Source organism: Burkholderia sp. BCC0506 (genome assembly GCF_902833145.1).
In the GTDB taxonomy this organism is placed as follows: domain Bacteria; phylum Pseudomonadota; class Gammaproteobacteria; order Burkholderiales; family Burkholderiaceae; genus Burkholderia.
This window is the reverse complement of record NZ_CADFEN010000004.1, coordinates 296,142-321,969: the sequence shown is the minus strand read 5'-3', so window position 1 is coordinate 321,969 and position 25,828 is coordinate 296,142. Positions and strand designations below refer to the sequence as shown.

Annotated in this window: 20 protein-coding genes and 1 riboswitch; of the genes, 16 read left to right on the top strand and 4 right to left on the bottom strand. The window is 67.6% G+C overall.

Annotated features, from left to right (window positions below; genetic code table 11):
- Positions 1–146 precede the first annotated feature (146 nt).
- The 4 genes from HWX62_RS11385 to HWX62_RS11370 all read left to right on the top strand — a co-directional run bounded on the left by HWX62_RS11385 (position 147) and on the right by HWX62_RS11370 (position 4,667).
- Complete coding sequence (locus tag HWX62_RS11385; protein ID WP_175928503.1) at positions 147–1,199, top strand: RNA-guided endonuclease TnpB family protein; 1,053 nt, start codon at positions 147–149, stop codon at positions 1,197–1,199.
- A 110-nt stretch (positions 1,200–1,309) separates the two neighbouring features.
- Positions 1,310–2,860 carry a sensor domain-containing diguanylate cyclase gene (locus HWX62_RS11380; RefSeq protein ID WP_175928504.1) on the top strand — a complete coding sequence of 517 codons (1,551 nt, stop codon included), beginning with the start codon at positions 1,310–1,312 and terminating at the stop codon, positions 2,858–2,860.
- 254 nt (positions 2,861–3,114) lie between these two features.
- Complete coding sequence (locus HWX62_RS11375; protein ID WP_175928749.1) at positions 3,115–3,390, top strand: hypothetical protein; 276 nt, start codon at positions 3,115–3,117, stop codon at positions 3,388–3,390.
- Positions 3,391–3,632: 242 nt separating this feature from the next.
- Entirely contained in the window at positions 3,633–4,667 is a 1,035-nt protein-coding gene (locus HWX62_RS11370) for a succinylglutamate desuccinylase/aspartoacylase family protein (RefSeq protein WP_175928505.1), read from the top strand.
- Between the two features lie 58 nt (positions 4,668–4,725).
- Here the strand turns inward: HWX62_RS11370 and HWX62_RS11365 are convergent, their stop codons facing one another.
- A complete protein-coding gene (locus HWX62_RS11365; RefSeq protein ID WP_175928506.1) occupies positions 4,726–5,796 on the bottom strand; it encodes a zinc ribbon domain-containing protein in 1,071 nt (356 codons plus the stop codon).
- Between the two features lie 251 nt (positions 5,797–6,047).
- Here HWX62_RS11365 and HWX62_RS11360 point away from each other — a divergent pair, with 251 nt between their 5' ends.
- From HWX62_RS11360 to HWX62_RS11330, 7 genes are all read left to right on the top strand, one after another.
- Positions 6,048–6,971, top strand: coding sequence for a recombination-associated protein RdgC (locus tag HWX62_RS11360; protein WP_175928507.1), 924 nt, complete (start codon positions 6,048–6,050; stop codon positions 6,969–6,971).
- A 457-nt stretch (positions 6,972–7,428) separates the two neighbouring features.
- Positions 7,429–7,989, top strand: a complete 561-nt coding sequence (locus tag HWX62_RS11355) for a GNAT family N-acetyltransferase (RefSeq protein ID WP_175928508.1) — start codon at positions 7,429–7,431, stop codon at positions 7,987–7,989.
- Positions 7,990–8,063: 74 nt separating this feature from the next.
- Positions 8,064–9,017, top strand: a complete 954-nt coding sequence (locus tag HWX62_RS11350) for an ABC transporter substrate-binding protein (protein ID WP_175928509.1) — start codon at positions 8,064–8,066, stop codon at positions 9,015–9,017.
- A 52-nt stretch (positions 9,018–9,069) separates the two neighbouring features.
- The gene (locus HWX62_RS11345) at positions 9,070–10,119 is read left to right on the top strand and encodes an LLM class flavin-dependent oxidoreductase (protein WP_175928510.1); all 1,050 of its coding nucleotides are present in this window, start codon (positions 9,070–9,072) and stop codon (positions 10,117–10,119) included.
- A 10-nt stretch (positions 10,120–10,129) separates the two neighbouring features.
- On the top strand, positions 10,130–11,482 hold the full coding sequence (locus tag HWX62_RS11340; protein ID WP_175928511.1) for an LLM class flavin-dependent oxidoreductase: 1,353 nt from the start codon (positions 10,130–10,132) through the stop codon (positions 11,480–11,482).
- A 60-nt stretch (positions 11,483–11,542) separates the two neighbouring features.
- Positions 11,543–13,321: an amino acid ABC transporter permease/ATP-binding protein gene (locus HWX62_RS11335; RefSeq protein ID WP_175928512.1), complete on the top strand. Its 1,779-nt coding sequence runs from the start codon at positions 11,543–11,545 to the stop codon at positions 13,319–13,321.
- A gap of 34 nt (positions 13,322–13,355) precedes the next feature.
- Complete coding sequence (locus HWX62_RS11330; RefSeq protein WP_175928513.1) at positions 13,356–14,288, top strand: ABC transporter substrate-binding protein; 933 nt, start codon at positions 13,356–13,358, stop codon at positions 14,286–14,288.
- Positions 14,289–14,363: 75 nt separating this feature from the next.
- Here the strand turns inward: HWX62_RS11330 and HWX62_RS11325 are convergent, their stop codons facing one another.
- On the bottom strand, positions 14,364–15,458 hold the full coding sequence (locus tag HWX62_RS11325) for an LLM class flavin-dependent oxidoreductase (RefSeq protein ID WP_175928514.1): 1,095 nt from the start codon (positions 15,456–15,458) through the stop codon (positions 14,364–14,366).
- A 62-nt stretch (positions 15,459–15,520) separates the two neighbouring features.
- The gene (locus tag HWX62_RS11320; protein WP_175928515.1) at positions 15,521–16,489 is read right to left on the bottom strand and encodes an ABC transporter substrate-binding protein; all 969 of its coding nucleotides are present in this window, start codon (positions 16,487–16,489) and stop codon (positions 15,521–15,523) included.
- Positions 16,490–16,787: 298 nt separating this feature from the next.
- Here HWX62_RS11320 and HWX62_RS11315 point away from each other — a divergent pair, with 298 nt between their 5' ends.
- From HWX62_RS11315 to HWX62_RS11305, 3 genes are all read left to right on the top strand, one after another.
- Positions 16,788–17,705 (top strand): alpha/beta hydrolase, encoded by a 918-nt coding sequence (locus tag HWX62_RS11315; RefSeq protein ID WP_175928516.1) that lies wholly within the window; start codon positions 16,788–16,790, stop codon positions 17,703–17,705.
- Positions 17,702–18,133, top strand: coding sequence for a MarR family transcriptional regulator (locus tag HWX62_RS11310; RefSeq protein ID WP_175928517.1), 432 nt, complete (start codon positions 17,702–17,704; stop codon positions 18,131–18,133). The genes HWX62_RS11315 and HWX62_RS11310 overlap by 4 nt, the downstream gene beginning before the upstream one ends.
- A 454-nt stretch (positions 18,134–18,587) precedes the next feature.
- Entirely contained in the window at positions 18,588–20,033 is a 1,446-nt protein-coding gene (locus tag HWX62_RS11305) for a sialidase family protein (protein WP_175928518.1), read from the top strand.
- Between the two features lie 130 nt (positions 20,034–20,163).
- Here the strand turns inward: HWX62_RS11305 and HWX62_RS11300 are convergent, their stop codons facing one another.
- The gene (locus tag HWX62_RS11300; RefSeq protein WP_175928519.1) at positions 20,164–20,670 is read right to left on the bottom strand and encodes a 6,7-dimethyl-8-ribityllumazine synthase; all 507 of its coding nucleotides are present in this window, start codon (positions 20,668–20,670) and stop codon (positions 20,164–20,166) included.
- A 66-nt stretch (positions 20,671–20,736) separates the two neighbouring features.
- A riboswitch (FMN riboswitch) is annotated at positions 20,737–20,893 on the bottom strand.
- Positions 20,894–21,256: 363 nt separating this feature from the next.
- Here HWX62_RS11300 and HWX62_RS11295 point away from each other — a divergent pair.
- Both HWX62_RS11295 and HWX62_RS11290 read left to right on the top strand, forming a co-directional pair.
- The gene (locus HWX62_RS11295; RefSeq protein WP_244136027.1) at positions 21,257–23,341 is read left to right on the top strand and encodes a TonB-dependent receptor; all 2,085 of its coding nucleotides are present in this window, start codon (positions 21,257–21,259) and stop codon (positions 23,339–23,341) included.
- Positions 23,342–23,805: 464 nt separating this feature from the next.
- Positions 23,806–25,425: a methyl-accepting chemotaxis protein gene (locus HWX62_RS11290; protein ID WP_175928751.1), complete on the top strand. Its 1,620-nt coding sequence runs from the start codon at positions 23,806–23,808 to the stop codon at positions 25,423–25,425.
- Positions 25,426–25,828 lie beyond the last annotated feature (403 nt).

Below are 25,828 nucleotides of genomic sequence, written 5' to 3'. Positions count from 1 at the left end.
ACCGCGCACGCCGCGATGCGCGGTGCCGCCGGGCGGCCCGCGCCGCCGTTTTTTCATCAGTTGCTCCGAGAAACCCCGTCCTTCAGGACGGGGAGGAAAGGCGTGCTGTTGACAGACCGCTTCTTCCACGGGTTAGGATCACCGGCATGATCCTTGTCTATCGCTACCGGGTGAAATCGCTCAACGGACTGCTCAACAAGCAGAGTCGTGCGGTGAACTACGTCTGGAACTTCTGCAACGACACGCAGAAGCACGCGCTCAAGTGGGGCAAGAAGTGGCCTACAGGATTCGACCTGAACGTGCTGACGACCGGCAGCGGCAAGGAACTCGGTATTCACTCCGGCACGGTCAACGCGACGTGCGAGCAATACGCGAAGTCGCGCAGTCAGCACCGTCGCCCCTACCTGCGCTATCGCGGCAGGAAATCGCTGGGCTGGGTGCCGCTGAAGGGGCGTGACCTGAAGCGCGAAGGCGACGCGTTCCGTTTCGCCGGCAACACGTTTCGCGTGTTCAACAGCCGATCGCTTCCCGAAGGCAAGATCAAGGACGGGACCAACTTTGCGCAGGATGCACGCGGCAACTGGTTTCTCAACATCGTGATCGAGATGCCGGATGTTCCTGCCCGACCTATCCGTTCCGGTGTTGGCATCGATCTCGGCCTGAAAGACTTCGCCACACTTTCGACCGGCGAGAAGCTGCCCAATGACCAGTTTGGTCGACGCGCGGCGGAAAAGCTGGCGAAAGCGCAGCGGGCGCGAAAGCACAAGCGGCATATCGCGAAGCTGCACGCCAAGGTCGCGAATGCCCGTGCCGATTTCCAGCACAAGCTCGCGCTCGATCTGGTGCGGCGTTTCGATTACATCGCGGTCGGCAACGTATCTGCCGTCAAACTTGCCAGAACCAGGATGGCGAAGAGCGTCTACGACGCGTCCTGGTCGTCCTTCCGAAACAAGCTCCGCTACAAAGCGATCGCGCACGGGGCCACGTTCGAGGAAGTGGACGAAAGGGGTTCCACCCAGTCCTGTTCGGCGTGCGGGTCGAAAGACAGCACGACGAGGCCGAAAGGTATCGCGGGACTGCGAGTAAGAGAATGGGCCTGCAGTGACTGTGGTGTCGAGCATGATCGAGATACCAACGCTGCGCTGAACATTCTCCGATGCGGACGTGCATCGCCAGGTGTGGGAATCCTCTCCCTTTAGGGAGAGGAGGACGTCAAGGTAATGTCGTGCGCATCCGGCTCGGCCGGGCTTCCGCCACGTGCCGTGCGGGCGCCGCCAGCCATCGAGACATCGTGTCGAGGTCGACAATCATGACAGTCAGAGCGTCTCTCCTGAACTCCGTTCTCGCCACTCCCCCCTCCGGCAACCACCGCGTGACGGCCGCGCTGCGTCCGTCGATGCTCGTGACGCTGTTCGAGGACGTGCGCCCGATGGCGCTGTCCGGGCTCGCGAGCGGCTTTGTCGCGGCCATCGCGCTGATCCGGGTGCAGCAGCTATGGTGCCTCGCATGGCTCGTCGCCGACGTCGGCCTGCTCATTGCACGCCTGTCGATCGCACGGGCCTACACGGTACGGCGCAACGCCGGCGACGATCGCGCGGAATACTGGGCAAGGCGCTATGCGCCGGTGTCGCTCGTCGCCTGCTTCGTGCTCGGCCTCGGCGTGATGGGCTGCGTGCAGGCCGCCGACGTCGAGATCGGCACGCTGTCGGTGATGGTCGCGGGCGGCGTGTTCGGCGGGATCGCCTCGCGCAATTCGGCGCTGCCGCGGCTCGCGATGACGCAGGTCGCGCTCGGCGTGCTGCCGATCGGCGTCGGTGCGCTGCTCGCCCACCGGCCGGGCGCGTGGCTGCTGGTGCCGCCGCTCGCGATCTATCTCGCGGCCATGCGCACGGTCGTGCAGCGTCACTACCGCGTGCTCGTCGCGCTGATCGCCGCGCGCCAGCGCAACGCCGAACTGGTCGCGCGCTTCGACGCCGCCCTCACCTACATGCCGCACGGCCTGTGCATGATCGACGGCGGCAGCCGCGTGATCGTCGCGAACCGGCGCACCGCGCAACTGTTCGGTTCGCCGCGCGAGATCATGCTCGATACGCCGCTGCCGGCCGTGGTCGCCGCGCTCGGCGCGAACGCCGTGACCGATCCCGACGGCGCCGGCCTCGCCGCGCAGTGCGACAGCTGGCTGCGCCGCGACGATCCCGGGTCGCTCGACATCGCGCTCACGGACGGCCGTCAGCTCGAACTGACGCGCCACCGCGTGCCGGACGGCAACGCGGTGATCATCGTCGAGGACGTCACCGCGCGCCGACAGACCGAACAGCACATCCGGCACCTCGCGCGGCACGACGCGCTGACGGGTCTGCCCAATCGCCACGAACTGCACGCCGAACTCAAGCGAAGGCTCGCGCGCCGGCCGCGGCTGCCGAGCCCCGCATTCGCCGTCATGTATCTCGACCTCGACGGTTTCAAGTCGATCAACGACCGCTTCGGTCACCAGGCCGGCGACGACGTGCTCACGCAGGTCGCCGAGCGGCTCGGCAAGACGCTGCCGCCGGGCGAGCTCGCCGCACGCATCGGCGGCGACGAATTCATCGTCGCGATCGACGACACGACGATGCACGCGTGCTCGATCCTCGCCGCGCGGATCATCCGGCAGATTTCGGCGCCGTACACGCTGTCGATCGGCGAGACGGTCTGCATCGGCATCAGCATCGGCATCGCGCTCGACGACGGGCACGGCTCGCCCGACGAGTTGATCCGGCAAGCCGACAGCGCGCTGTACGACGCGAAGTCCGCCGGCAAGGGCATCTACTGTTTCTATTCGAGCGGCAGCCGCCGCGTGGCGCCGGCCGCCGCAAGCTGAGCCGGCAACGCGGCGCCTGCGCACTCGTCCTTTCCGTATCCGCCCCATCCTCCCGACGATTCAACTTCGAAACGCTGCGCCGGTTCGCACGTGGCGCCGTGCGTTCGCGTGTCACGTGACGTGTTCCGTAACATCGCGGTCCGGCACGCCGCAAGATGGCTGCAGAAGCCCGCACGATCGAGACCGGGCGCGGTATTTCTCGGCTGGCACTCTTATTGCTCCTTGATGGGGAAAGAACGTTTCAGGGAGCCACCATGAATACCGTCGACGTCCTCGCACGCACCGAAATCATCGACGAACAGGCGGTGATCGACGGCACATCGCTGATCCGCCGGCTCGTGTCCGACCGCCGGATGCCGGCCGCGCGCGAGGCCGCATGCGTCGACAATCCGCCGCTCACGCTGTACGGCGCGTTTCGTCAGGGCATCGCCGATCACGCCGCGCGACGCGCGAATCCGTATCGCGCCGGCAGCCGTTTCTGGTCGCTGTGGGAAGAAGGACGTATCGAAGCTGAAACATCCGGCCGGTAAGCCGGCGGTACGCGCCGCCCCTGTCTCGACAAGGGATCGGCGCGAATTCCGGCACGCGCGTGCGACCGGGCGGCGTGCCGGCATGCGTTCATCGCGGCAACATCGCGCGCGCTCGCGCGTATCGGCACGGCAACGGGCCCGTTCCGCGGTCACGTGCATCGGCCGTCGATCCGGCCCGCCGCGCCGCGCGGTGCCGGTTTCCCCTATAAGATGGCAGATTCCGTTCATCGAACGATACCGCCATGACCGCCTCTTCCTCTCCCCGAAATCCCATTCACTGCGAAATCGATCTCGACGCACAGGGCAAGCACGCGGGCTACCTGCGGCTGCCGCACTCGGTGCATCGCTCCGCGTACGGCTGGCTGCCGATCCCGATCGTATCGATCCGCAACGGCGACGGCCCGGTCGCGCTCGTGATGGCCGGCAATCACGGCGACGAGTACGAAGGCCAGATCATCGTGTCGCAACTGATGCGCGAGATCGAACCCGACATGGTCAGCGGGCAGTTGATCCTGCTGCCGATGGCGAATTTCCCGGCGGCGGATGCGGGCCTGCGCGTGTCGCCGCTCGACGAAGGCAACCTGAACCGCAGCTTTCCCGGCGACCCGACCGGCACGCCGACGCAGATGATCGCCCACTACATCGAGCATGTGCTGCTGTCGCGCGCGCAGTACCTGGTCGACCTGCATTCGGGCGGCAGCTCGCTGCTGTACCAGGGCGGCAACATGCTCGCGATCGATCCGCTCGACGCCGAAGAAGCCGCGAAGCTCAACGGGCTGCTGGTCGCGTTCGGCTTGCACAACGCGCTGCTGCACGCACCGAATCCCGTGCATTCGGCGTCGGCCGCGCGCCGGCAAGGCGCGATCTCGATCGTCACCGAGCTTGGCGGCGCCGGCATGGCCGATCCGTCGCTGATCCGGCTCGGCCGCCAAGGGCTGCTGCATTACCTCGGCCATATCGGGTTGCTGCACGGCGCGCTCGTGCCCGACGCGCCGCCGACCGTCCCGCGTTTCATGCGCGTCGACGGCGATCGCCATTTCGTCTATGCGTATGAGCGCGGGCTGTATGAACCGCTCGTCGAACTCGGCGATCAGGTGAAGGCCGGGCAGCCGGCCGCGTGGGTGCATTTCCCCGATACGCCGTTGCGCGAACCGGTGTTGCACCGGTTCAAGGGCGACGGCGAGGTGGTGTGCAAGCGCGTGCCCGCGCAGGTGCGGCGCGGGGATTGTCTGTTTCAGCTGGCGGAGTTGTCGACACCGCCGCGTGTCGTCGGGTGATGAACCCGACTGGCGCGTTCACGGCCGTCGTGCATCGCTCGTGCGTGCGCGCTGACCGTCAGTCGGACGACACAGGCGACTCGTTTCCCTGCGCAACACCGCATTGATGGCAATGCGGAAAGAAGAAGAAATTCCGGCCACCGCATTCGCACACGTTGAAAAGCCTCAATCCGCAATGTACGCAGAACGTGGAATCGTCGCCGCCGAGATTCCATTGTTTGTCGCATGACGGGCAGCGTTTCTTTTCCAGCGATCGAACGGCCTTTTCGTATCCGATCGAGCGCGCGCGTTCCCCCTGATCCTGTTGCAATTCGAGCCGCTTGCGTTCGGCATAGCGCTGAAATGCCTTCATCATGTAGAGGCCGGCGAATACCGTGAGCGCGATGCCAACGAGGACCCGGACATAGCCGCCGAAATTCGGCAGGTACGGGACCAGTTCAATGAAAAACGCGCTCAGTGCGAACAGGCCGAAACCGTACACGAACGGCCAGTAGCGCGCCTTGCGGTAGCGGATGAACAGCCAGGTCGCAACCAGCAGGATCGGCAACGTCAGCGCAAGCCGCAGCCCGAACACCTGCATCTCGTAGTGCCGGGTGGCCGCGTCGAAGCGCCGCTCGGCTGCTGCGTCCGCTTCGGCGATTTGCGCGTCGACTTGAGCCTGCTGCGATGCCAGTGCCCGTTGCTGGTCGCTGATCGCATCGATCCGATGCTGCCAGTCGATCACCACGGCCTGGAGCGCATCGAGCTCGCGCGTTCTCGCCAGAATGTCCGGGTCCTTCGCGCCGTCTCCAGTCACCGCGCGGGTTGCGAGCCAGTTGCGGAAACTTTCCTTCTCGGCCGCGTACGCCTTCGCGGCGCGGCCGCGCGAGACTTCCATCGTGTCGATCTTCTCGGCCAGCGCGTCGCGCTGCGCCTGCAATTGACGCCGCGCCGCGTCCAGCCGCGCTTTTACCGGCGCATCGGCGAATTGCTCGATGACCGGCGGACCACCGCTCGGAGCGAACGCCATGTCGCGGATCACGAGACTGCCGAGCATGTTCAGAAAGACGGCGAAGATGATCGCAATCCCCCATGAAGCGAGTCGCAGGAGCCGCGCCGGGCTGGTCAGGCCGTCGCCGGAAGTCATCATTGTTTTTGCCCTCTTGTTGGAATGGTCTCCATTGTCGTCAATCTCGATGCAACCGTCGATTCTCTCTTTTTCGACAGCTCGCGGTCACCCGACATTTGCGGAGGAGCGTGTGGATTTGGCTCCATGAGTTCACGGGCTAACCGGACGGACATCACAACGCTGCAACCGAGACAAACGCTATTGTCGAAATGTCCGCAACTGGCCGCTGACCGCCCCCGTCATATAGAATGACGCGCTTTGCCCGTACGCCTATGTGGTTCAAGAACCTTCAGCTTCATCGTCTTCCGGCACCTTGGGCCGTCACCCCAGACCAGATGGAAAAATGGCTGGCGCCATACGCGTTCCAGCCGGGCAGCAGCGTCGAGATGCAGCGCGCCGGCTGGGCGTCGCCGCGTGACGACGGCGCGCTCGTGTATTCGATCAACCGGCAGATGCTGCTGCTGTTTCGTGCCGAAAAGAAGCTGCTTCCGGCGTCGGTCGTCAATCAGGTCACCAAGGCGCGTGCGCTCGAAGTCGAGGAGCAGCAGGGCTTCAAGGTCGGCCGGAAACAACTGCGCGAACTCAAGGAGCAGGTGACCGACGAACTGCTGCCGCGCGCGTTCAGCATTCGCCGCGATACGCGCGTGTGGATCGATACGGCGAACGGCTGGCTCGTCATCGATGCGGCTTCCCAGGCGCTGGCCGACGACGTTCGCAGCCTGCTCGTCAAATCGATCGACCAGTTGCCGCTCGCGGGCGTCCAGGTGGCGCGTTCCCCGGTCGCCGCGATGACCGATTGGGTGCTGTCCGGCGAGGCACCGGGCGGATTCACGGTGGACCAGGACGCCGAGCTGCGCTCGAGCGGCGAAGGCGGCGCCACGGTGCGATACGTCGGCCACGCGCTGGAAACGAACGACATGCGCCGGCACATCGAAGCCGGCAAACAGTGCATGCGCCTTGCGATGACGTGGGACGACCGGATCTCGTTCGTGCTGACGCCGTCGCTGACGATCAAGCGTGTCACGCCGCTCGACGTGATCAAGGAGGCGGCGGACCCCACCGCGCAGAACGACGATGAGCGCTTCGACTCGGATTTCACGCTGATGACGGGTGAACTGGTACGGATGCTGACCAGTCTCGTCGATATCCTGGATGGCGATCAGCAGGACGCGATTCAGCAGGCGGCAGCGGCCTGAACGCCGTCGTCGCCGAGGATCGTCGCCTCGCGGTGATGCGACGAGTCGAGGCGGCCCGTCGCCCGCACGGCGGCGGGCACCGACCGGCCGCGCCGCGACGGGCCAGCCCCCGGTCGGCATGACCGTTCGGCCGTCGAAACGACAACGCTCGGCGTTCATTGCCGACGTACACACCGCGAACGGGCATGGCCTCCACACCACGCCCGCTTGCCCCACCCCACGCCCCCTGCAAGCCTTCTTCCACCGCCCGCGAAATCCTTATCGAAATTGCTTCGTTCGCCTTTGCGGGCCGCGCCGCTAACGTGTTCAAAACGGCGGCGGCGCGCCGGATGCATCGCACCAGGCACGACAGCCGCCGCCATCACGACAACTGCGTCGCGATAACGGAACAGACCGGACGGGTCGCGTGCCCGCACCCTGCCAGGAACGTCCGCATCGCGCGCCATTCGCGATGCCCATGGCCACGAACGACCGCATCATCGACACGACGCCGCTCGACGTCCGCGCACAGCCGCTGATCGACGCGCTGATCGACGAGTATTCGACCCGTTACGCCGCATACCGCCCCGACAGCCGCGCGTCGGCCCGCGACGAACTCGCGCGCTACCCGGCCGAACGCTTCGCGCCGCCCGACGGCGCGTTCGTGCTGCTGCTGCGCGACGGCGAAACGATCGGCGGCGGCGCGTTCAAGCGCTACGACGCGCAAACCGCCGAACTGAAGCGCATCTGGACGCGCACCGACCTGCGCCGCCAGGGCCTCGCGCGACGCATCGTCGAAGCGCTCGAACAGCGCGCCGTACGACAGGGTTACCGCCGCCTCTACCTGACCACCGGCTTCCGCCAGCCCGAAGCGTGGGCGCTGTACGACCGCACCGGCTACACGCGGCTGTTCGATTCGTCGATCGACCCCGAAGCGTATTTCCACCTGCGCTTCGGCAAGGATCTCGTCGATCCGTCGCGCACGTCGACGCTGGCCGACCTGTGGGCGCCCGTGCCCGAAGCGGCGCTGCCGCGCTGAGCGCACCACATCACGCATTTCATCTCGACCATCCCGCTTTTTTCCACGCTTCCACGACACGACAGGACGTTTTCATGCATCGAGCCGTACCGCTTTCATCCCGTGCCGTGCGCACGCTGGCCACCGCACTGGTCGGCCTGACCGCCCTCGCCGCCGCCATGGCTACGACCGCCGCGACGTTCGACCTGAGCCCCGAACAGCGCGGCCGCCCGCGTGGCACGCCCGATGCGGCCGTCGAGCGCGCGGTGCCCGCATCGTTCAAGTTCGCGGAACCCGGCACGCTGACGATCGGCATCGCGCCGAGCCTGCCGCCGATCAGTTCGTATGCGACCGACGCGCGCACGGTGGTCGGCTTCGACGCCGACGTCAGCCAGCTCGTATCCGACAGCCTCGGCCGCAAGCTGAAGATCGTCGCGCTCGCGTGGGCCGACTGGCCGCTGGCGCTCGAATCGGGGAAAGTCGACGCGGTGATCTCGAACGTGACCGTCACCGAGGAGCGCAAGCAGAAGTTCGATTTCTCGACCTACCGCAAGGACCAGGTCGGCTTCTACGTGCGTAACGACAGCAAGATCCAGGCGATCCGCGAGCCGAAGGACGTCGCGGGGCTGCGCATCGTGACCGACGCCGGCACCAACCAGGAAAAGATCCTGCTCGCATGGGATCGCGAGAACGTCGCGCACGGGCTGAAACCCGTGCAGATCCAGTACTACGACGACCAGGCGATGCGCATCGTCGCCGTGCAGTCGGGCCGCGCGGACGCGGTATTCAGCGTGAATTCGGTGCTCGCGTATCAAAGCGCGCAGCAAGGCAAGACGCGGCTCGTCGGCGCGATCAGCGGCGGCTGGCCGCGCACGGCCGACATCGCGATCGCGACCCGCCGCGGCAGCGGCCTCGCCGAGCCGCTGACCGTCGCGCTGAACGGGTTGATTACGAGCGGCCGCTACCAGCAGGTGCTCGACCGCTGGAACCTCGCGTCCGAGGCGATCGACCAGTCGCGCACGAACCCGCCCGGGCTGCCGAAAAGCTGAGCGCCGCGCCCGCAACCGTCCCATCCACGCTCACGCAGGAACGCCGCTCACCATGTCTTATTCGCTTTCGTTGCTGGACAAGAGTCCGATCGCCGACGGCGCGAACGCCGCCGACGCGCTGCGCTTCACCACGACGCTCGCGCAGCGCGCCGAACAGCTCGGCTACGAACGATTCTGGGTCGCCGAGCATCACGGCACGCCGGGTTTCGCCAGCTCGGCGCCGGAGATCGTCGTCGCGCACCTGCTCGCGCACACGTCGCGCATCCGCGTCGGCTCGGGCGGCGTGATGCTGCAGCACTACAGCCCGTTCAAGGTCGCGGAAACGTTCAAGCTGCTGGCCGCGCTCGCGCCGGGCCGCGTCGATCTCGGCATCGGCAAGGCGCCCGGCGGGCTGCCGCTGACCACGCGCGCGCTGCAGTGGTTCCACGACAAGGCGCGCAAGCCCGATTTCGCGGGGCAGCTCGCGGAGCTCGACGCGTTTCTCGGCTGGGGCGTGGCCGAAGATCATCCGCTTGCCGGCGCGGTCGCGATGCCGGTGCCGCCGCAGTTGCCCGAACGCATCCTGCTCGGCGGCTCGCCGGACAGCGGCGCGCTCGCCGCGCGCAACGGCTGGCGCTTCTGCTACGCGGGCCATTTCAACGGCGACGACGCGAATCTCGAACGCTCGCTCGACGCCTACCGCAGCGCGGGTGGCGAAAAGCCGATCGTCGCGCTGTACGCGGTCGCTGCCCCCACCCGCGACGCGGCCGAACAACTGATCGGGCCGTTGAAGATCTTCAAGCTGCAGCTCGCGGGCGGCCAGAGCTTCAACCTCGCCAGCGCGCAGGCGGCCGCGGAATTCGCGCGGCAAAGCGGCGCGTCCGACTACCGGATCGACGAATTGCGCCCGACGGTGCTGGCCGATACGCCGGAGCGCGTGCATCGCGCGCTCGACGCGCTGAGCCGCCGGCTCGACGTCGATGCGTTCGTGATCGATTCGCCGGTGTCCGACTACGCGGCGCGGCTCGCGTCGGCCGAATGGCTCGGCGGCGCGCTGTCGACCACGCCGTTGCAGGCCGCCCTCGCGGCCGGCCGCTCCCTCTCCCCTGACCAGAACGCGTGACGCTCCCATCATGACGACCCGACGATCGATTCCCTTCGGCCTGATGCTGCAAGGCGCAGGCAGCCACATGAACGCATGGCGGCATCCGAGCAACCCGCCGGATGCCAGCATCAACCTCGACTTCGCGATCGGCGTCGCGCGCAAGGCGGAAGCCGCCGGCATCGCGTTCGCATTCGTCGCGGACGGCCTCTACATCAACGAGAAGTCGATCCCGCACTTCCTGAACCGCTTCGAGCCGCTGACGGTGCTGTCGGCGCTCGCGGTCGCGACGAAGAAGATCGGGCTCGCGGGCACGATCTCGACGTCGTACAGCGAACCGTTCACGGTCGCGCGCCAGCTCGCGTCGCTCGACGCGATCAGCGGCGGGCGCGCGGGCTGGAACGTCGTGACGACGCCGCTCGAAGGCACCGCGAAGAATTTCGGCAAGGCGCACCCGGATCACGAACTGCGCTACGAGATCGCCGACGAATACCTCGAGGTCGTGCAGGGCCTGTGGGACAGCTGGGACGACGATGCATTCGTGCGCGACCGCGCGACCGGCCGCTTCTTCGATCGCGACAAGCTGCATACGCTCGATCACCACGGCCGCTTCTTCCAGGTCGCGGGCCCGCTGAACATCCAGCGCTCGCCGCAGGGGCAGCCGGTGATCTTCCAGGCCGGCTCGTCCGACACCGGGATCGGCCTCGCGGGCAAATACGCGGATGCCGTGTTCACGCATTCGCCGTCGATCGAGGAAACGGCCGCGTTCACGCGGCGCGTGAAACAGAGCGCGCTCGAGCACGGACGGCGGGCCGATGACGTGAAGATCTTCCCCGGCGTCGGGCCGATCGTCGGCCGCACGGCCGCCGAGGCGGAGGACAAATACCAGGCGATTCGCGACCTGCTGACGATCGACGAGGCGCTCGCGTACCTCGGCCGCTATTTCGATCACCACGATTTCACGCAGTACGCGCTCGACGCGCCGTTCCCGGAGCTCGGCGAGCTGGGCCGCAACAGCTTCCGCTCGACCACCGACCGCATCAAGGCCGACGCGAAGCGCAAGGGCCTGTCGCTGCGCGAGACGGCGCTCGCGGTCGCGACGCCGCGCCCGAACTTCATCGGCACGGCCGAGCACGTCGCCGACGAGCTGATCCGCTGGCACGATGCCGGCGCCGGCGACGGCTTCATCCTCGGTTTTCCGGTCCAGGCACAGGGCGTCGACGATTTCGTCGAACTCGTGATTCCGGTGCTCGAGGCGCGCGGCCGCTACAGCCGCGACCTGCCCGGCGCCACGCTGCGCGACCACCTCGGCCTGCCGCGCAAGGCGAGCCGTTACGCGACGCCCGGCGCCGCCCACGAGACGGCGGCCGAAGCGCACGCCTGACGCCGCCGCGCCGCGCGCGCGGCGCACCCGCCGATCGACCGATTCGAGGATGCCCACGACATGAGCGACACGACCCACCTCGGCGGCGCGCTGCCGCCGCTCTCTTCCCCCGGCGCACGCGACGCCGGCACGCGTTTCCGGATCGTGCCCGCGCGCCACCGGTCGCGCACGGCCGGCACCGTGCTCGCGCTCGCGCTGATCGCGATCGCGCTGCATTCGATCCTCGGCAACCCGCAATGGGGCTGGCCGGTGTTCGCCGAATGGTTCCTGTCGCCGCCGGTGCTGTCGGGGCTCGCGCGCACGCTGGTGCTCACGCTGCTCGGCGCGGTGTTCGGCTTCGTGCTCGGCGCGTTCGTCGCGCTGGCCCGGCTGTCGCGTTCGCGCCTGCTGTCCGCCAGCGCGTGGACGTTCGTGTGGCTGTTCCGCTCGATTCCGCTGATCGTGCTGCTGCTGATCCTGAACAACCTGGGCTACCTGTACGAGCATGTGCGGCTCGGCGTGCCGTTCACCGACATCGTGTGGTTCGACACGCCGACGACCGACCTCATCAGCCCGTTCCTCGCGGCCGTCCTCGGCCTCACGCTGAACCACGCGGCGTTTTCCGCGGAGGTGATCCGCGGCGGCATCCTCGCGGTCGACCAGGGCCAGCTCGAAGCCGCCGCCGCGCTCGGGCTGCCGCGCGGCCGTCAGACGTCGCGGATCGTGCTGCCGCAAGCGATGCGCGCGATCCTGCCGACCGCGTTCAACGACCTGATCACGCTCGCGAAAGGCACGTCGATGGTGTACGTGCTCGCGATGCCCGAGCTGTTCTACACGGTGCAGGTGATCTACCGCCGCAACCTCGAAGTGATCCCGCTGCTGATGGTCGCGACCGTCTGGTATCTGATCATCCTGACCGTGCTGTCCGCGATCCAGGTGCAGGTCGAGCGGCACTATGCACGCGGCGCGCTGCGCAGTCCACCGCCGTCGGCGGTCACGTTCGCGCTCGCGCGCCTCGGCAGGCTGTGGCGGCACGCCACGTCCCGCCGCGCGGCCGCGGGCGACACCCGCGCCGATACCGTGGCCGCCGTGTCGCGCACCGGCGGCGAAGTGGCCGTGCATGGCGTGTCGAAGCAGTTCGGCATGCAGCGCGTGCTCGACAATGTGTCGTTCGTCGCGCCGCGCGGCAGCGTGACCGTGATCGTCGGACCGTCCGGCTCCGGCAAGTCGACGCTGCTGCGCACGATCAACCATCTCGAACGCGTCGACGACGGCTTCATCGACATCGACGGCGAACTGATCGGCTATCGCCGCGACGGCGACGTGCTGTACGAGCTGAAGGAGCGCGACGTGCTGAAGCGGCGCACGGCCGTCGGCATGGTGTTCCAGAACTTCAACCTGTTCCCGCATCTGACGGTGCTCGAGAACCTGATCGAAGCGCCGCTCGCCGTCGCCGGCGTGACGCGCGATGCGGCCGAGCACGCCGCGCGCACGCTGCTCGCGCGGGTCGGCCTCGCGGATAAGGCCGATGCCTATCCGCGCCAGTTGTCGGGCGGCCAGCAGCAACGCGTCGCGATCGCGCGGGCGCTCGCGTTGCGTCCGAAGGTGCTGCTGTTCGACGAGCCGACGTCGGCGCTCGATCCCGAACTCGTCAACGAAGTGCTCGACGTGATCAAGGAACTCGCGCGCTCGGGCACGACGCTCGTGATCGTCACGCACGAGATCGGTTTCGCGCGCGAAGTGGCGGACAACGTGCTGTTCATGGAACACGGGCGCATCGTCGAGGCCGGGCCGCCCGCCGTCGTGCTCGACGCGCCGTCGCATCCGCGCACCCGCGCGTTCCTGTCGCGGGTGCTGTGATGCGCGCCGCTTCCGACCTGCGAGGTGCCGCGCGATGACCGATCGACGCCAGTTCATCACGGCCGCGCTGGCCGCGGCATCGGGCCTGCGGTGGCATGCGGCGCGCGCGGCGGCCGCCACCGCCGACCTCGACCCGCGCCAGGCCGGCCGCCCGCGCGCCGGCCCCGACGACGCGGCCATCCGCGCGGCGAGCGGCTACCGCTGGGTACGCGACGGCGCGTTCACGGTCGCGATTTCGCCGCACGCGCCGCCCGTCTCGACCTATGCGACCGACGCACGCACCGTGGTCGGCGCCGATCCCGACTATGCGCAACTGGTCGCCGACGCGCTCGGCCGCACGCTCGTGCTCGTGCCGATCGCATGGGCCGACTGGCCGCTCGGTCTGACCTCCGGCAAGTACGACGCGGTGATCTCGAACGTCGGTGTGACGGAGAAGCGCAAGGAGAAATACGATTTCACGACCTATCGGCTCGGACTGCACGGCTTCTACGTGCGCACCGCCAGCCCGATTGCGAAGATCGCGGAGCCGAAGGACATCGCGGGCCTGCGGATCATCACCGGCGCCGGCACGAGCCAGGAGCGCATCCTGCTCGAATGGAGCAAGCGCAACGTCGCGCAGGGGCTGAAGCCGGCCGAGCTGCTCTATTTCGACGACGATGCGACGGCGCGCGTCGCGCTGCTGTCGGGCCGAGCCGATGCCGAGCTGAACCCGAACGCGTCGCTCGCGTACGAGGCCGCGCACAGCGGCAAGATCCGCCGCGTCGGCGTCGTCAATGCCGGCTGGCCGGCGAATGCCGATGTCGCGATCGCGACGCGTCGCGGCAGCGGGCTCGCGCCCGCGCTGACGCTCGCGACCAATACGCTGATCGGCAACGGCCGCTACGGACAGGCGCTCGCGCGCTGGGGTTTGCAGAGCGAGGCGATCGCGCGGGCGGAAACCAACCCGCCGGGGTTGCCGTCGTTCTGAGCGGTTGGTTCGACACCAGGGCGCCGGCATGTCGTGACGGACAGGCCGGCGCCATTCGATCGATCGGTCGTTCGCCTACGCCGGCACCGCCGCACGATAGCGATCGAGTTCCGCAATGTGCGCGTGAATCGCTGGGATCAGCTCGCGCCCATAGGCCAGCGCATCGTCGAGCGGATCGAAGCCGCGAATCAGGAACGTCGATACGCCGAGCCGGTAATACGCGCCCAGCGCCCGCGCGACCTGCTCGGGCGTGCCGACCAGCGCGGTCGAATTCCAGCGCGCGCCGGTCAGGTTCGCGACGCCCATCCACAGCCGCTCGTCGAGCACGTCGCCCTGCGCGGCAGCCGCCATCAGCCGCTGCGAGCCTGCATTCTGCGGCGCGTGGCCGGCGATCGGCTGGCCGTTCGCGAGCCGCGCCGCACGCACGCGCGCGCGGATCGCCTCGGCCTTCTCCCACGCGGCCGCCTCGGTGTCGGCGACGATCGGCCGGAACGACACGCTGATGCGCGGCGCGCGCCCGAACGGCGCGGCAGCGGCCCGCACGCGCGCGATCTGCTCGCGCACCGCGTCGAGCGGCTCGCCCCACGTCATGTAGACATCCGCGTGCTCGCCCGCCACGGCGAGCGCGGCCGGCGACGAACCGCCGAAATAGATCGGCACGTGCGGCCGCTGCGCGCCCTTCACGACCGGCGACGCGCCGCGCAGCCGGTAGAACGCGCCGTCGTGATCGACCGGCGCGTCGGCCAGCCAGATCCGTTTCAGCACGTCGAGATATTCGCCGGTGCGGCGGTAGCGGGCATCGTGCGGCACGAAATCGCCGTCGCGCTGCAGATCCGCGTCGTCGCCGCCGGACACCACGTTCAGCGCGAGCCTTCCGCCGCTGAACACGTCGAGCGTCGCTATCTGCCGCGCGGCGGCCGACGGCACGATCACGCCCGGCCGGTGCGCGAGCAGCAGGCGAATGCGCCCGGTCGCGGCGGCCGCGAACGACGCGACGATGAAACCGTCCGCCGCATTGCTGAAATGGCCGATCAGGATCTGGTCGAAGCCGGCCGCCTCGTGCGCCTGCGCGAAGCGGCGAACGTAGTCGGGCTGGACGGCCGCGCCGCCCGGTACGTCGACCTCCGCGCCGGGCGTCGCGGTGATCATGCCGATGATGTCGACGGGCATGTCGGGATGTCCTCGGGTGTGTCGATCGGGAAAACGCGAAAATCGTGCAGCAGGCTGCACGGTCACTGCGCGGCGGCCGTCTTCTGCGCGGGCACGGCGAACGCGCCCGCATACGAGCGGTCGAGCAGCTTCGACGTGTCGTATGCGGCCGGAATCACGCCGGACTTGTGCAGGAAGTCGGCCGTGTTCTGCGCATCCTTCGCGGCCGTCTCGTCGACCGGGCCGACGCGCTGCTTCGCGTTGTTCAGCCAGCGATACGCGACGTCGGGTTCGAGATTCGCGCGTTTCGCCCACAGGTCCGCGTACTCGCGCGGATGACTGTCGACCCACTGGCGCGCGGCCACCACGCGCCGCAGGAAATCGGTGATCTCCGCGCGCTTGCCCGACGCGGCCTGCTCGTTCGCGGCGACGAAGCTCAGTGCGGGCATCAGCCCCTGCGCGGTCGTCACGGGCCGCGCGCCCTGTCGCAACGCCAGCGTGCTGACGAACGGCTCCCACAGCGACACGGCGTCGACCGAGCCGTTCGCGAGCGCGTTGGTCGCGTCGATCGGCATCAGGTACGCGTACTTCACCGAATCGGCGCGCAGGCCCGCATGTTCGAGCGCGCGCAGCACGAGCTGCTGGCTCCATGCGCCGCGCCAGACCGCGATGGTCTTGCCCTGCAGGTCGGCCACGGTACGCACCGGCGAGTTCTTCGGCACGAGGATCGCGACGCCGTCGAGGCTCTGCCGCGACACCGCGACGACCTTGACCGGCGCGCCGCGCGCGGCCAGCGTGAGCAGCGCGGAATCGCCGAGGAAGCCGACGTCGATCGCATTGCCGTTCAGGCTTTCGGCCACCGGCGCGGCGGCCTGGAAGTGCTTCCACTCGATCGTGTAAGGCAGGTCCTTCAGCACGCCGGACGCTTCCATCGACGCCTGGATGTTGAAGTAATTCTGTTCACCGACGCGCAGCGTGACGGTGTCCTTGGCAATGCCCGGCTGCGCGGCAAGCGCCAGCAAGAGCGCCGTGACGATTCGGCTCAACAACATGATCTCCCGGAAGGTTCGCGAGCGGCCGCGCGGCGGCGACGCTCTTTTGTCCGCCGTGCGCAACCGCCGGCGGAACGGATGGAACCGATGAAGATACGTCGATCCAATTCATGAGACAAACGCAATATTCTTCTATGCAAAGATGCAAATGTTTTATGAAACACGTTCACGTGCCCGTTGCTCGCCACCGGCCCCTGCCCGCATGAAGTTCGAACGATTCCTCGACATATATTTCGTGCACGAAATAAATCCACGACTATATTTCGCATACGAAATAACTGCCCGAGCGAGGACAACCATGACCTCCCAACCCATCGAGTTTTCCGCCGCCGACGGCTATGTGCTGCACGGCACGTTGTGGTCGCCGGACGCGACGCCGCGCGCGCTGGTCCTGCTCCATCCGGCGACGGCCGTGCCCGAGCGGCTGTATGCGGGCTTCGCGCGCTTCCTGACCGAACGCGGTTTCGCGGCGCTGACCTACAACTATCGCGGCATCGGCGCATCGCGGCCCGCGCGTCTCGGAGCGCTGCAGGCCCGCATGCGCGACTGGATGGAGCTCGACGTGGGTGCCGCGACGGCATGGGCCCGCCACACCCATGAAGGGCTGCCGTTGCTGGCGGTCGGCCATAGCGTCGGCGGACACGCGATCGGCCTGTCCGGCGCGACGACGCATCTGCGCGCGGCCGTGCTGGTCGCCGCGCATGCGGGCAGCACGCGGTTGATCGCGCAGGCGGCCGAGCGCCTGAAGGTGCGGCTGATCCTGCGCGTGCTCGGCCCGCTGATGTCCGCGCTGCTCGGCTACGTGCCCGGCAAGCGGCTCGGGCTCGGCGAGGATCTGCCGGCCGGCGTGTTCCGCGAATGGAGCCGCTGGACGACGCTGCCGCACTACTTCTTCGACGACCCGACGCTCGGCGCGGCCGAGCGCTTCTCGAAGCAGCGGTTGCCGATCCTCGCGCTCGGCTTCGACGACGATCCGTGGGCGAACCCGGCCGCGATCGACCTGCTGGTAAGCTATCTGACCCGCGCGAAGGTCGAACGCCGCCAGATCGATCCGCGCGCGGCGGGCACCGGCCCGGTCGGGCACATGGGCTTCTTTCGCAGCCGGCCCGGCGCCGTGCTGTGGCCCGACGTCGCCGACTGGCTCGCGCAGGCGCTCGACACGCCCCGCCCCGCGGGCCGTCCCTCCCTTTCCATTGCAGCCGGGAACCCAGCTTGAGCGAAGACCGACGACTGTTTTTCATGTTGAACATCGGCCAGCGGCGCGTGCAGCGCTGGATCGACCGCAAGGCGGAAACCGAAACGCGCGCGAGCGCCGCGCAAGCCGGCGTGCTGTTCTGTCTCGCGAAGCAGGATGGTGCGCTGATCGGCGAAGTCGGCGCGGCGCTGCAGCTCGCGCCGTCCGCGATGACGGGGCTTGCCGACCGGATGGCGAAAGCCGGCCTCATTACGCGTCATGCCGATTCGGACGACGGCCGCGCGACGCGGTTGTACCTGACCGACGCAGGCCGCGCGGCGCTCAAGCGTGCGCGCGTGCTGCTGCGCGAACTCAACGGCAAGCTGTGCGACGGGTTTTCCGACGACGAACTCGATGTCGTCGCGCGCTGGCTGCACGCGTTGCAGGAGCGGTTTCCGGCGGAACGCTGAGCAGCGCGTCACGCGGGTGCGAGCGGCGCGCGCCGGCAGCAATCGCAAGCGATTGCGATTCGCGTTTTCGATTCGATTTTCATGCCGGTGCAACGGCAATTCTTGCGTGCCGGACGCGGGCTTCCGGCAACGCTTTCCGGCTACGCTCTGTTACAAAAAACTGCCTGTCGCGCGGCATTCGGATCGCCTACATTGCAATCCACTTCGACGCATTCGTCGCATGACCGGACCGGCTTTCCCGTCGGGTCGACGTCGCAGACACACCCGACAAGCAATGAAAACGAAGAGGAGTCTTAACCGACGCGCTGGCGGCATCCAGCGCACGCGGATGGCGATGACTCGAGCAGCAGGCTGAACGGCACGTCACGACGTGCGCGGCATGATCGGTCGCGCCCCGCGCGCGTCGTCCCGCCGTGCCCCGCCATCGCATCCGCACGTCACCGAGGAGTCGTCCATGCGACGCATGATCGTGTCCCATCCGCTTGTCACCCGCCTGTCCGCCGCGCTGGCGCTGGCCGCCGCTGCCGCCGCGCACGCCGACCCCGTCGTCGTGTCGGGCCCGAGCCCGTTCGCCGCGTGCACCATCGGCGGCCCGGGCACCAACTACGTGAATGCAGAAGTCGAACCGTGGCTCGCGGTCAACCCGGCGAACCCGAACAACATGATCGGCGTGTGGCAACAGGACCGCTGGTCGAACGGCGGCGCCCACGGGCTCGTCGCCGGCTACACGTTCGACGCCGGCGCGACCTGGGCGCGCACGCCGCAGCCGTTCAGCGCATGCGCGCCCGGCGGGCTGAAATACGAGCGCGCGTCCGATCCGTGGGTATCGTTCGGGCCGGACGGCACCGCGTACTCGGTATCGATCTCGTTCAACCAGTCGAACAACGGCAACGCGGTCGCCGCGTCGGTCTCGACCGACGGCGGACAGACGTGGAGCAGCCCGGCCGTGCTGATCGCGAACGACGAACCGACGACGCAGTTCTTCAACGACAAGGAATCGGTGACCGCCAACCCGGTGAAGGCCGGCACCGCGTACGCGGTATGGGACCGCCTCGAGCTGCCGAACGGCAACCCGTACGCGAACCTGCACACGATGGCGTACCGCGGGCCGACGCTGTTCTCGAAGACGACCGACGGCGGCAAGACGTGGAGCGCCGCGAAGGTCATCGTCGACGTGCCGTCGCGCCAGCAGACGATCGGCAACCAGATCGTCGTCGATCCGAAGAGCGGCACGCTCTACGATTTCTTCGACCTGATCCAGCCGCCGTTCAGCAAGGCGGCCGGCAAGGTCGCGTTCATCAAGTCGACCGACGACGGCGCGACGTGGACCCAGCCGCAGATCATCGCGGGACTGCAGACGGTCGGCGTCACGGATCCGAACACCGGCGAACCCGTGCGCACCGGCGACATCATTCCGGAACCGGCGATCGATCCCGCATCCGGGCAGCTCTACGTCGTGTGGCAGGACAGCCGCTTCAACGGCGGCGCGTACGACGAGATCGCGATATCGACGTCGAAGGATGGCGGCGCGACGTGGAGCACGCCGCAACAGGTGAACACGCCGACCGGGCGCCCCGCGTTCAATCCGTCGGTGCGCGTCGACAACACGGGGGCGGTGATGGTCACGCACTACGACTTCCGCGATCTGCAGGCCGGCAACACGACCACGCTGCCGACCGGCTTCTGGCGCAAGATCTCGCACGACGGCGGCGCCACGTTCGCCGACGAGCGGCGCGTCGGCGGCCCGTTCGACATGAAGCTCGCGCCCAACGCCGAAGGATTCTTCATCGGCGACTACCAGGGGCTCGACGTCCTGCCGTCGTCGTCGTTCCATCCGTTCTTCGTCCAGACCAACGCGGGCAACCTGACGAACCGCACCGACGTGTTCTTCGCGCCGTGACGCGAGCCTGAGCACCTCGCCGCCGCCGCGACGCCAACGCCGTGGCGTGGCTGCGTTCGCGGACACGCGGGAAAAGCCGACGTACGTGCCGCGGCGCGACGCCACGCCGCGGCACGCACACGTCAAGGCGTCACGCAGCCTGCGGTATCGGAGCCACCGCGGATCCCGCCTTCAGCGCAGCCACTTTGCCGATCGTGTCGACACAGGCATGCGCGAGCTCCGCGCCCTTCACGAGGAAATGCTCGTGGAAGAAGGCAACGTGCTCGGCCCCGTGGAAATGATGCGGCGTCAGCACCGCCGACAGCACCACCACGCCGGTTTCGAGTTGCACCTGCATGAGACCGGAAATCACCGCCTGCGCGACGAAGTCATGGCGATAGATGCCGCCGTCGACGACCAGGCCGGCGCACGCGATCGCCGCGTATCGACCGGTTTGCGCGAGCAGTTTCGCATGCAGCGGAATCTCGAAAGCGCCTGCCACTTCGAAGAAATCGCAATCCGCCTGGCTCAGGTTCGCGTTGACGAGCCCGTCGACAAACGCGTTTCGGCATTGGTCGACGATCTCCTTGTGCCAGCACGACTGGACAAAGGCGATACGCGGCGCGGCGGATTGGGAGGGGGATGCAAGTTGAGTCATCGATGGGTCCTGTGTGAGTTGAATGGGCGCACAGGGACAAGCCGCGTACCTTGCGTACGCAACGAACCCCGCTCTCTCTCATCCGGACTGTGACCGTCGGCCCCGGAATCCAACCGGGTCTGCTGACCTTGCCGTGCACATGCGTGCCGACAAGCGCTCGCGGGCTACGCGCAATCGCGCGATTACCGCCGGTGGGGAATTTCACCCCGCCCCGAGAACGTTCGCGGCACGTTGGCCGCGCCGGAAATCTATCACAGTCTCGTCATTCGGATGTCCGGCTTCCCTGCTCGCTTCGCTGGCCCGACGCGCCGGGACCCGCGCCTTTCGGCATCCGCCTCGCTCCCGCCCCGCTTTCGCCGCTCTGACGGAGATCCGACGGAATCCCGTCATCCTGCTTGGAAATTGACATGATATAACATATCATGTCGCGTGCTCGTCCGCCTGACGCCGTTTCGATCCAGGTGGCCGCGCATCGCCGAGCCATGTTCCAACGGGTCATTGCGCGTCATCGACGCAACAATATATCGTATCCGGCGGTGACCCGCATCGCTCGTTACCCGATCCGATTCCAACCGATTCACCGACCATGCGCGACCTCCCTCGCTTACCGCTTCGCCCGCTCTCGTCCCTGTCGCTGATGCTGTTCGCCGCCGTCGCCCACGCGCAGACCGATGCGCCTGCGGCGTCCGGCACGCCTGCCGCCGCAACCGCGACGCTCGCACCGATCTTCGTGACCGCGAACCCGCTCGGCGACGCCGAACTGATCGCACCGACCGTCCAGTTGTCCGGCGATGCGCTGACGCGCCGCCAGGCCGATTCGCTCGGCGAAACGCTCAACGGGCTGCCCGGCGTGTCGACCACCACCTACGGGCCGATGGTCGGCCGCCCGATCATCCGCGGGATGGACGGCGACCGGATCCGGCTGCTGCAGAACGGCGTCGCGGCCTATGACGCGTCGTCGCTGTCGTACGACCATGCGGTGCCGCAGGATCCGCTGTCGATCGAGCGCGTCGAGATCGTGCGCGGCCCGGCCGCGCTGCTGTACGGCGGCAACGCGGTAGGCGGCGTGGTCAACACGATCGACAACCGGATTCCGCGCGAAGCGATCGAGGGCGTGACCGGCGCGCTCGACGCACGCTACGGCGGCGCGAATTCCGTGCGCGCGGGCGCCGCGCAGGTCGAAGGCGGCAACGGCCGCTTCGCGTTCCACGTCGACGCGTTCGACCGCGAAACGAGCAAGCTGCGGATTCCCGGCTACGCACGCAGCAGCCAGCAACGCGCGATCGACGGCCCCGACACGCCGCAGCCGGAAGGCAACGTACCGAACAGCGACGGCCGCGTGCACGGCGGTGCGGTCGGCGCGTCGTACACGTGGGCGGACGGTTTCGCGGGCCTGTCGTACAGCGGCTACGAATCGAACTATGGCTCCGTCGCGGAAAGCGACGTGCGGCTGCGGATGCGACAGGAACGCCTCGCGCTCGCATCCGAGGTACGCAACCTGAGCGGACCGTTCACGCAGCTGAAATTCGACTTCGCGTACACCGACTACCGCCACAAGGAAGTCGACAACGGCGAGACGGCGACCACCTTCCGCAATCGCGGCTACGAGGCGCGCATCGAGGCGCGTCATCGCAAGATCGGGCCGTTCGAAGGCGCGATCGGCGTGCAGTTCGGTCAGAACACATTCTCGGCGCTCGGCGACGAAATGCTCGTGCCGTCCACGCGCACCAGCAGCGTCGCGCTGTTCGGCCTCGAGGAATGGCAGGTCGTCCCGGCGCTGAAGCTGAGCCTCGGCGGCCGCTTCGAGCACGTGAAGGTCGATCCCGATCCGGCCGGTGTCGAGAAATTCGCGGGCGCGCAGCCGCGCGACTTCAACGCGGGCAGCCTGTCGGCCGGCGCGCTGTTCTCGCTGACGCCGGTATGGTCGGTCGCAGCGAACGTGGCCTACACCGAACGCGCGCCGACCTTCTACGAGCTGTATTCGAACGGCCCGCACGACGCGACCGGCCAGTTCCTGATCGGCAACCCGAACGCGTCGAAGGAAAAGGCCGTGTCGACCGACCTGTCGCTGCGCTATGCGAGCGGGCCGAACCGCGGCAGCGTCGGCGTGTTCTACAACCGCTTCTCGAACTACCTGACCGAGTACAACACGGGCCGCGTCGTGGACGACGACGGCGAACCGGTCGCGCCCGGCACCGACGGCTCGCTCAACGAGGCGATCTATCGCGGCGTGCGCGCCGAGTTCTACGGCATCGAACTGGACGGCAAGTGGCGGGCATTCTCGCGGCGCGGCCACACGGTCGATCTCGAACTGACGGCCGACTACACGCATGCGCGCAATGTCGACACGGGCCAGCCGCTGCCGCGCATCGCGCCGCTGCGCGCGACGCTCGCGGCCGACTACGGTTACGGCCCGTTCGGCGCGCGTGCGCAGGTCACGCATGCGTGGTCGCAGCATCGCGTGCCGGACAACGACTTCTCGACGGACGGCTACACGTCGCTCGGCGTGATGCTGACCTACAAGTTCCGCGTCGGCCCGACGCACTGGCTCGCCTACCTGCGCGGCGACAACCTGACGAACCAGGAGATTCGCTACGCGACTTCCGTCGTGCGCGGCTTCGCGCCGGAAGGCGGCCGCAGCGTGATGGCCGGACTGCGCACCACGTTCTGACCGTCGTACGGCTCGCGGCGCCCGCCGCGGGCCTTTCTCCCGCGCGAAACGAGCAGCCGTCTCTTTTCCGTCCGCCAGTCGATCCTTCGCGTCGTTCACGTCAGGTACGCCTATCGGCTCCCGCCCCGGTCCCTCCGAAACGATATTCGGGTATTCGCCGGAAAATCAGAACGAAATCATCAGACAATTACAATTAAAAAGACGATTTTTGTTTCATCAATAAAACCGGTTTCAAATTCTCCGTATAACGCCTCGAATAATCGGCGACGCTTCCGGCTTTTTGATCGAGATCAAGAACGCCCGTGCGACAAGGCTCCCATCAATAAAATAGCGAATATCAGGGTTTCGAAGGGTAAAGAATCATCCCGAATACCCGTTAAAGCTGGCACGAGCCCGTATCTGGTCGAACGATAAATTCCATTTGCCAACCACACGCACAGGGGCACAACGTGAAAATCGCCAGAATGCGCATCAAGACAAAACTCCTTGGCGGCTTCGGCCTGCTCGCAGCAGTCACCGTGATCGTGTCGGGCATGGCCCTCAAGGCACTGTCCGATACGAATGCCGAGTTTTCGCGCTACATGAACGGCATCAACGCGCGGGCGAACCTGTCCGCGCGAATCCGCACCGCGGTCGACCGGCGCGCGATCGCCGCGCGCAACCTCGTGCTCGTCACCCGGCCGTCCGACGTCGAGGCCGAGCTGGCCGAGGTGAATCACGCGCACAAGGACGTGCAGGACCATCTCGCGAAGCTCGAGGCGCTCATGGCGAACGCGAACGACACTTCCGGGCGCGCACGCGAACTGGTGGCCGACATCGTGCGCATCGAGGCCCGCTACGGGCCCGTTGCGCTGCGCATCGTCGGGCTCGCGCAGGCCGGCAGGAAGGACGACGCCATCGCCGACATCGAGGACAATTGCCGCCCGTTGCTCGCGCAACTGGTGCGTGCGACCGACGCCTACGCGACCTATACGCACGAACGCGAAATCGAGATCGCGCAGGCATTCGCGGATCGCTATACGGTGGAGCGCAATCTGCTGGCCGGCATCTGCGTGATCGCCGTCGCGATCGCGGCCTGCGGCGGCCTGTGGCTCACGCGCAAGATCACGGCGCCGATCGGCGCGGCCGTGGCAGTCGCGCGCACGGTGGCCAACGGCGATCTCGGCAGCCGTATCGAGGTGCGCGGCAACGACGAAACGCGCGACCTGCTCGACGCGCTGCGCACGATGAACGAACGGCTGGTCGGCATCGTCGGGCGCGTGCGCGAATCGTCGAACAGCATCGCGCACGCGGTGAGCGAAATCGCATCGGGCAACCTCGACCTGAGCCAGCGCACCGAGGAACAGGCCGCGTCGCTGCAGGAAACCGCGGCGACGATGGAGCAATTCACGTCGACGGTGCGCCTGAACGCGGAAAACGCGCAACAGGCGAGCACGCTCGCCGCGAACGCGTCGGACGTCGCGCAGCGCGGCAGCGCGGTGGTCGGCCGCGTGGTCGACACGATGACGGAAATCGGCCACAGCTCGTCGAAGATCGCCGACATCACGGGCATCATCGAAGGCATCGCGTTCCAGACCAACATCCTCGCGCTCAACGCGGCGGTCGAGGCCGCCCGCGCGGGCGAACAGGGACGCGGCTTCGCGGTCGTCGCGAGCGAGGTGCGCAATCTCGCGCAGCGCTCGTCGACGGCGGCCAAGGAAATCAACGAGCTGATCTCCGCGTCGGTGCAGACGATTCGCGACGGCTCGGCGCTCGCGGGCGAAGCCGGCAAGACGATGGCCGACGTCACGCAGGCCGTGGCCCGCGTGACGGACATCATGGGCGAGATCGCGGCCGCATCGGCCGAGCAAAGCCGCGGCATCGACCAGGTGAACCTGACGATCACGCAGATGGACGAGACGACGCAGCAGAACGCGGCGCTCGTCGAGCAGGCGGCAGCCGCCTCGAAGTCGCTCGAAGCGCAGGGCCGCGAGCTGTCCGATACCGTCGCCGCGTTCCGGATGCCGTCGGGCGCACATCGGGCGTCGTCGGGCACGCATGCGCAGGAGGCCGATATGCGTCAGTGGCAACCGGCTGGCGCGTAACGTAACGACCGATGCGCAGAAGGCGGCGGTAGGCACACCGTTTCGCGTATCGGCCTGCGTCACGCGCGCGTGCGCCGCACGATGTGCGGCATCCGCCCCACTCGCCGCACGGCCTTGCGGGCATTGCATCCGCCGCGATGCGCAAATTTCGGTCCCGCTCGGGCAGCGCACGCTGCCGCACCGTCGCCATCGATACCGCGCGACAGGCTCGCCGGCCGCGTCCATCGACACGGACTTTTAAAACCCGCGAATGACGAGTATCCTAAAAAAGCACTTTTCGACCGGACGGCGAATCGCTTGCCCTGACTCCCGTCCGATCGCCCTGCGGCCCCAGCGTCGCGCATCGCGCGCCGATGGCGGCGTCTGCCTCTCGCGCCTTGGCCGCACGAACCTTCCCCCAACG

Bases quoted from the DNA above. Each gene is read 5' to 3' on its own strand.
- HWX62_RS11345 (WP_175928510.1), top strand. From the start codon at position 9,070: ATGTCTTATTCGCTTTCGTTGCTGGACAAGAGTCCGATCGCCGACGGC.
- HWX62_RS11300 (WP_175928519.1), bottom strand. From the start codon at position 20,670: ATGACTCAACTTGCATCCCCCTCCCAATCCGCCGCGCCGCGTATCGCC.
- HWX62_RS11350 (WP_175928509.1), top strand. From the start codon at position 8,064: ATGCATCGAGCCGTACCGCTTTCATCCCGTGCCGTGCGCACGCTGGCC.
- HWX62_RS11330 (WP_175928513.1), top strand. From the start codon at position 13,356: ATGACCGATCGACGCCAGTTCATCACGGCCGCGCTGGCCGCGGCATCG.
- HWX62_RS11355 (WP_175928508.1), top strand. From the start codon at position 7,429: ATGGCCACGAACGACCGCATCATCGACACGACGCCGCTCGACGTCCGC.
- HWX62_RS11370 (WP_175928505.1), top strand. From the start codon at position 3,633: ATGACCGCCTCTTCCTCTCCCCGAAATCCCATTCACTGCGAAATCGAT.
- HWX62_RS11360 (WP_175928507.1), top strand. From the start codon at position 6,048: ATGTGGTTCAAGAACCTTCAGCTTCATCGTCTTCCGGCACCTTGGGCC.
- HWX62_RS11385 (WP_175928503.1), top strand. From the start codon at position 147: ATGATCCTTGTCTATCGCTACCGGGTGAAATCGCTCAACGGACTGCTC.
- HWX62_RS11325 (WP_175928514.1), bottom strand. From the start codon at position 15,458: ATGCCCGTCGACATCATCGGCATGATCACCGCGACGCCCGGCGCGGAG.
- HWX62_RS11290 (WP_175928751.1), top strand. From the start codon at position 23,806: ATGCGCATCAAGACAAAACTCCTTGGCGGCTTCGGCCTGCTCGCAGCA.
- HWX62_RS11320 (WP_175928515.1), bottom strand. From the start codon at position 16,489: ATGTTGTTGAGCCGAATCGTCACGGCGCTCTTGCTGGCGCTTGCCGCG.
- HWX62_RS11380 (WP_175928504.1), top strand. From the start codon at position 1,310: ATGACAGTCAGAGCGTCTCTCCTGAACTCCGTTCTCGCCACTCCCCCC.
- HWX62_RS11315 (WP_175928516.1), top strand. From the start codon at position 16,788: ATGACCTCCCAACCCATCGAGTTTTCCGCCGCCGACGGCTATGTGCTG.
- HWX62_RS11305 (WP_175928518.1), top strand. From the start codon at position 18,588: ATGCGACGCATGATCGTGTCCCATCCGCTTGTCACCCGCCTGTCCGCC.
- HWX62_RS11365 (WP_175928506.1), bottom strand. From the start codon at position 5,796: ATGATGACTTCCGGCGACGGCCTGACCAGCCCGGCGCGGCTCCTGCGA.
- HWX62_RS11335 (WP_175928512.1), top strand. From the start codon at position 11,543: ATGAGCGACACGACCCACCTCGGCGGCGCGCTGCCGCCGCTCTCTTCC.
- HWX62_RS11295 (WP_244136027.1), top strand. From the start codon at position 21,257: ATGCGCGACCTCCCTCGCTTACCGCTTCGCCCGCTCTCGTCCCTGTCG.
- HWX62_RS11375 (WP_175928749.1), top strand. From the start codon at position 3,115: ATGAATACCGTCGACGTCCTCGCACGCACCGAAATCATCGACGAACAG.
- HWX62_RS11340 (WP_175928511.1), top strand. From the start codon at position 10,130: ATGACGACCCGACGATCGATTCCCTTCGGCCTGATGCTGCAAGGCGCA.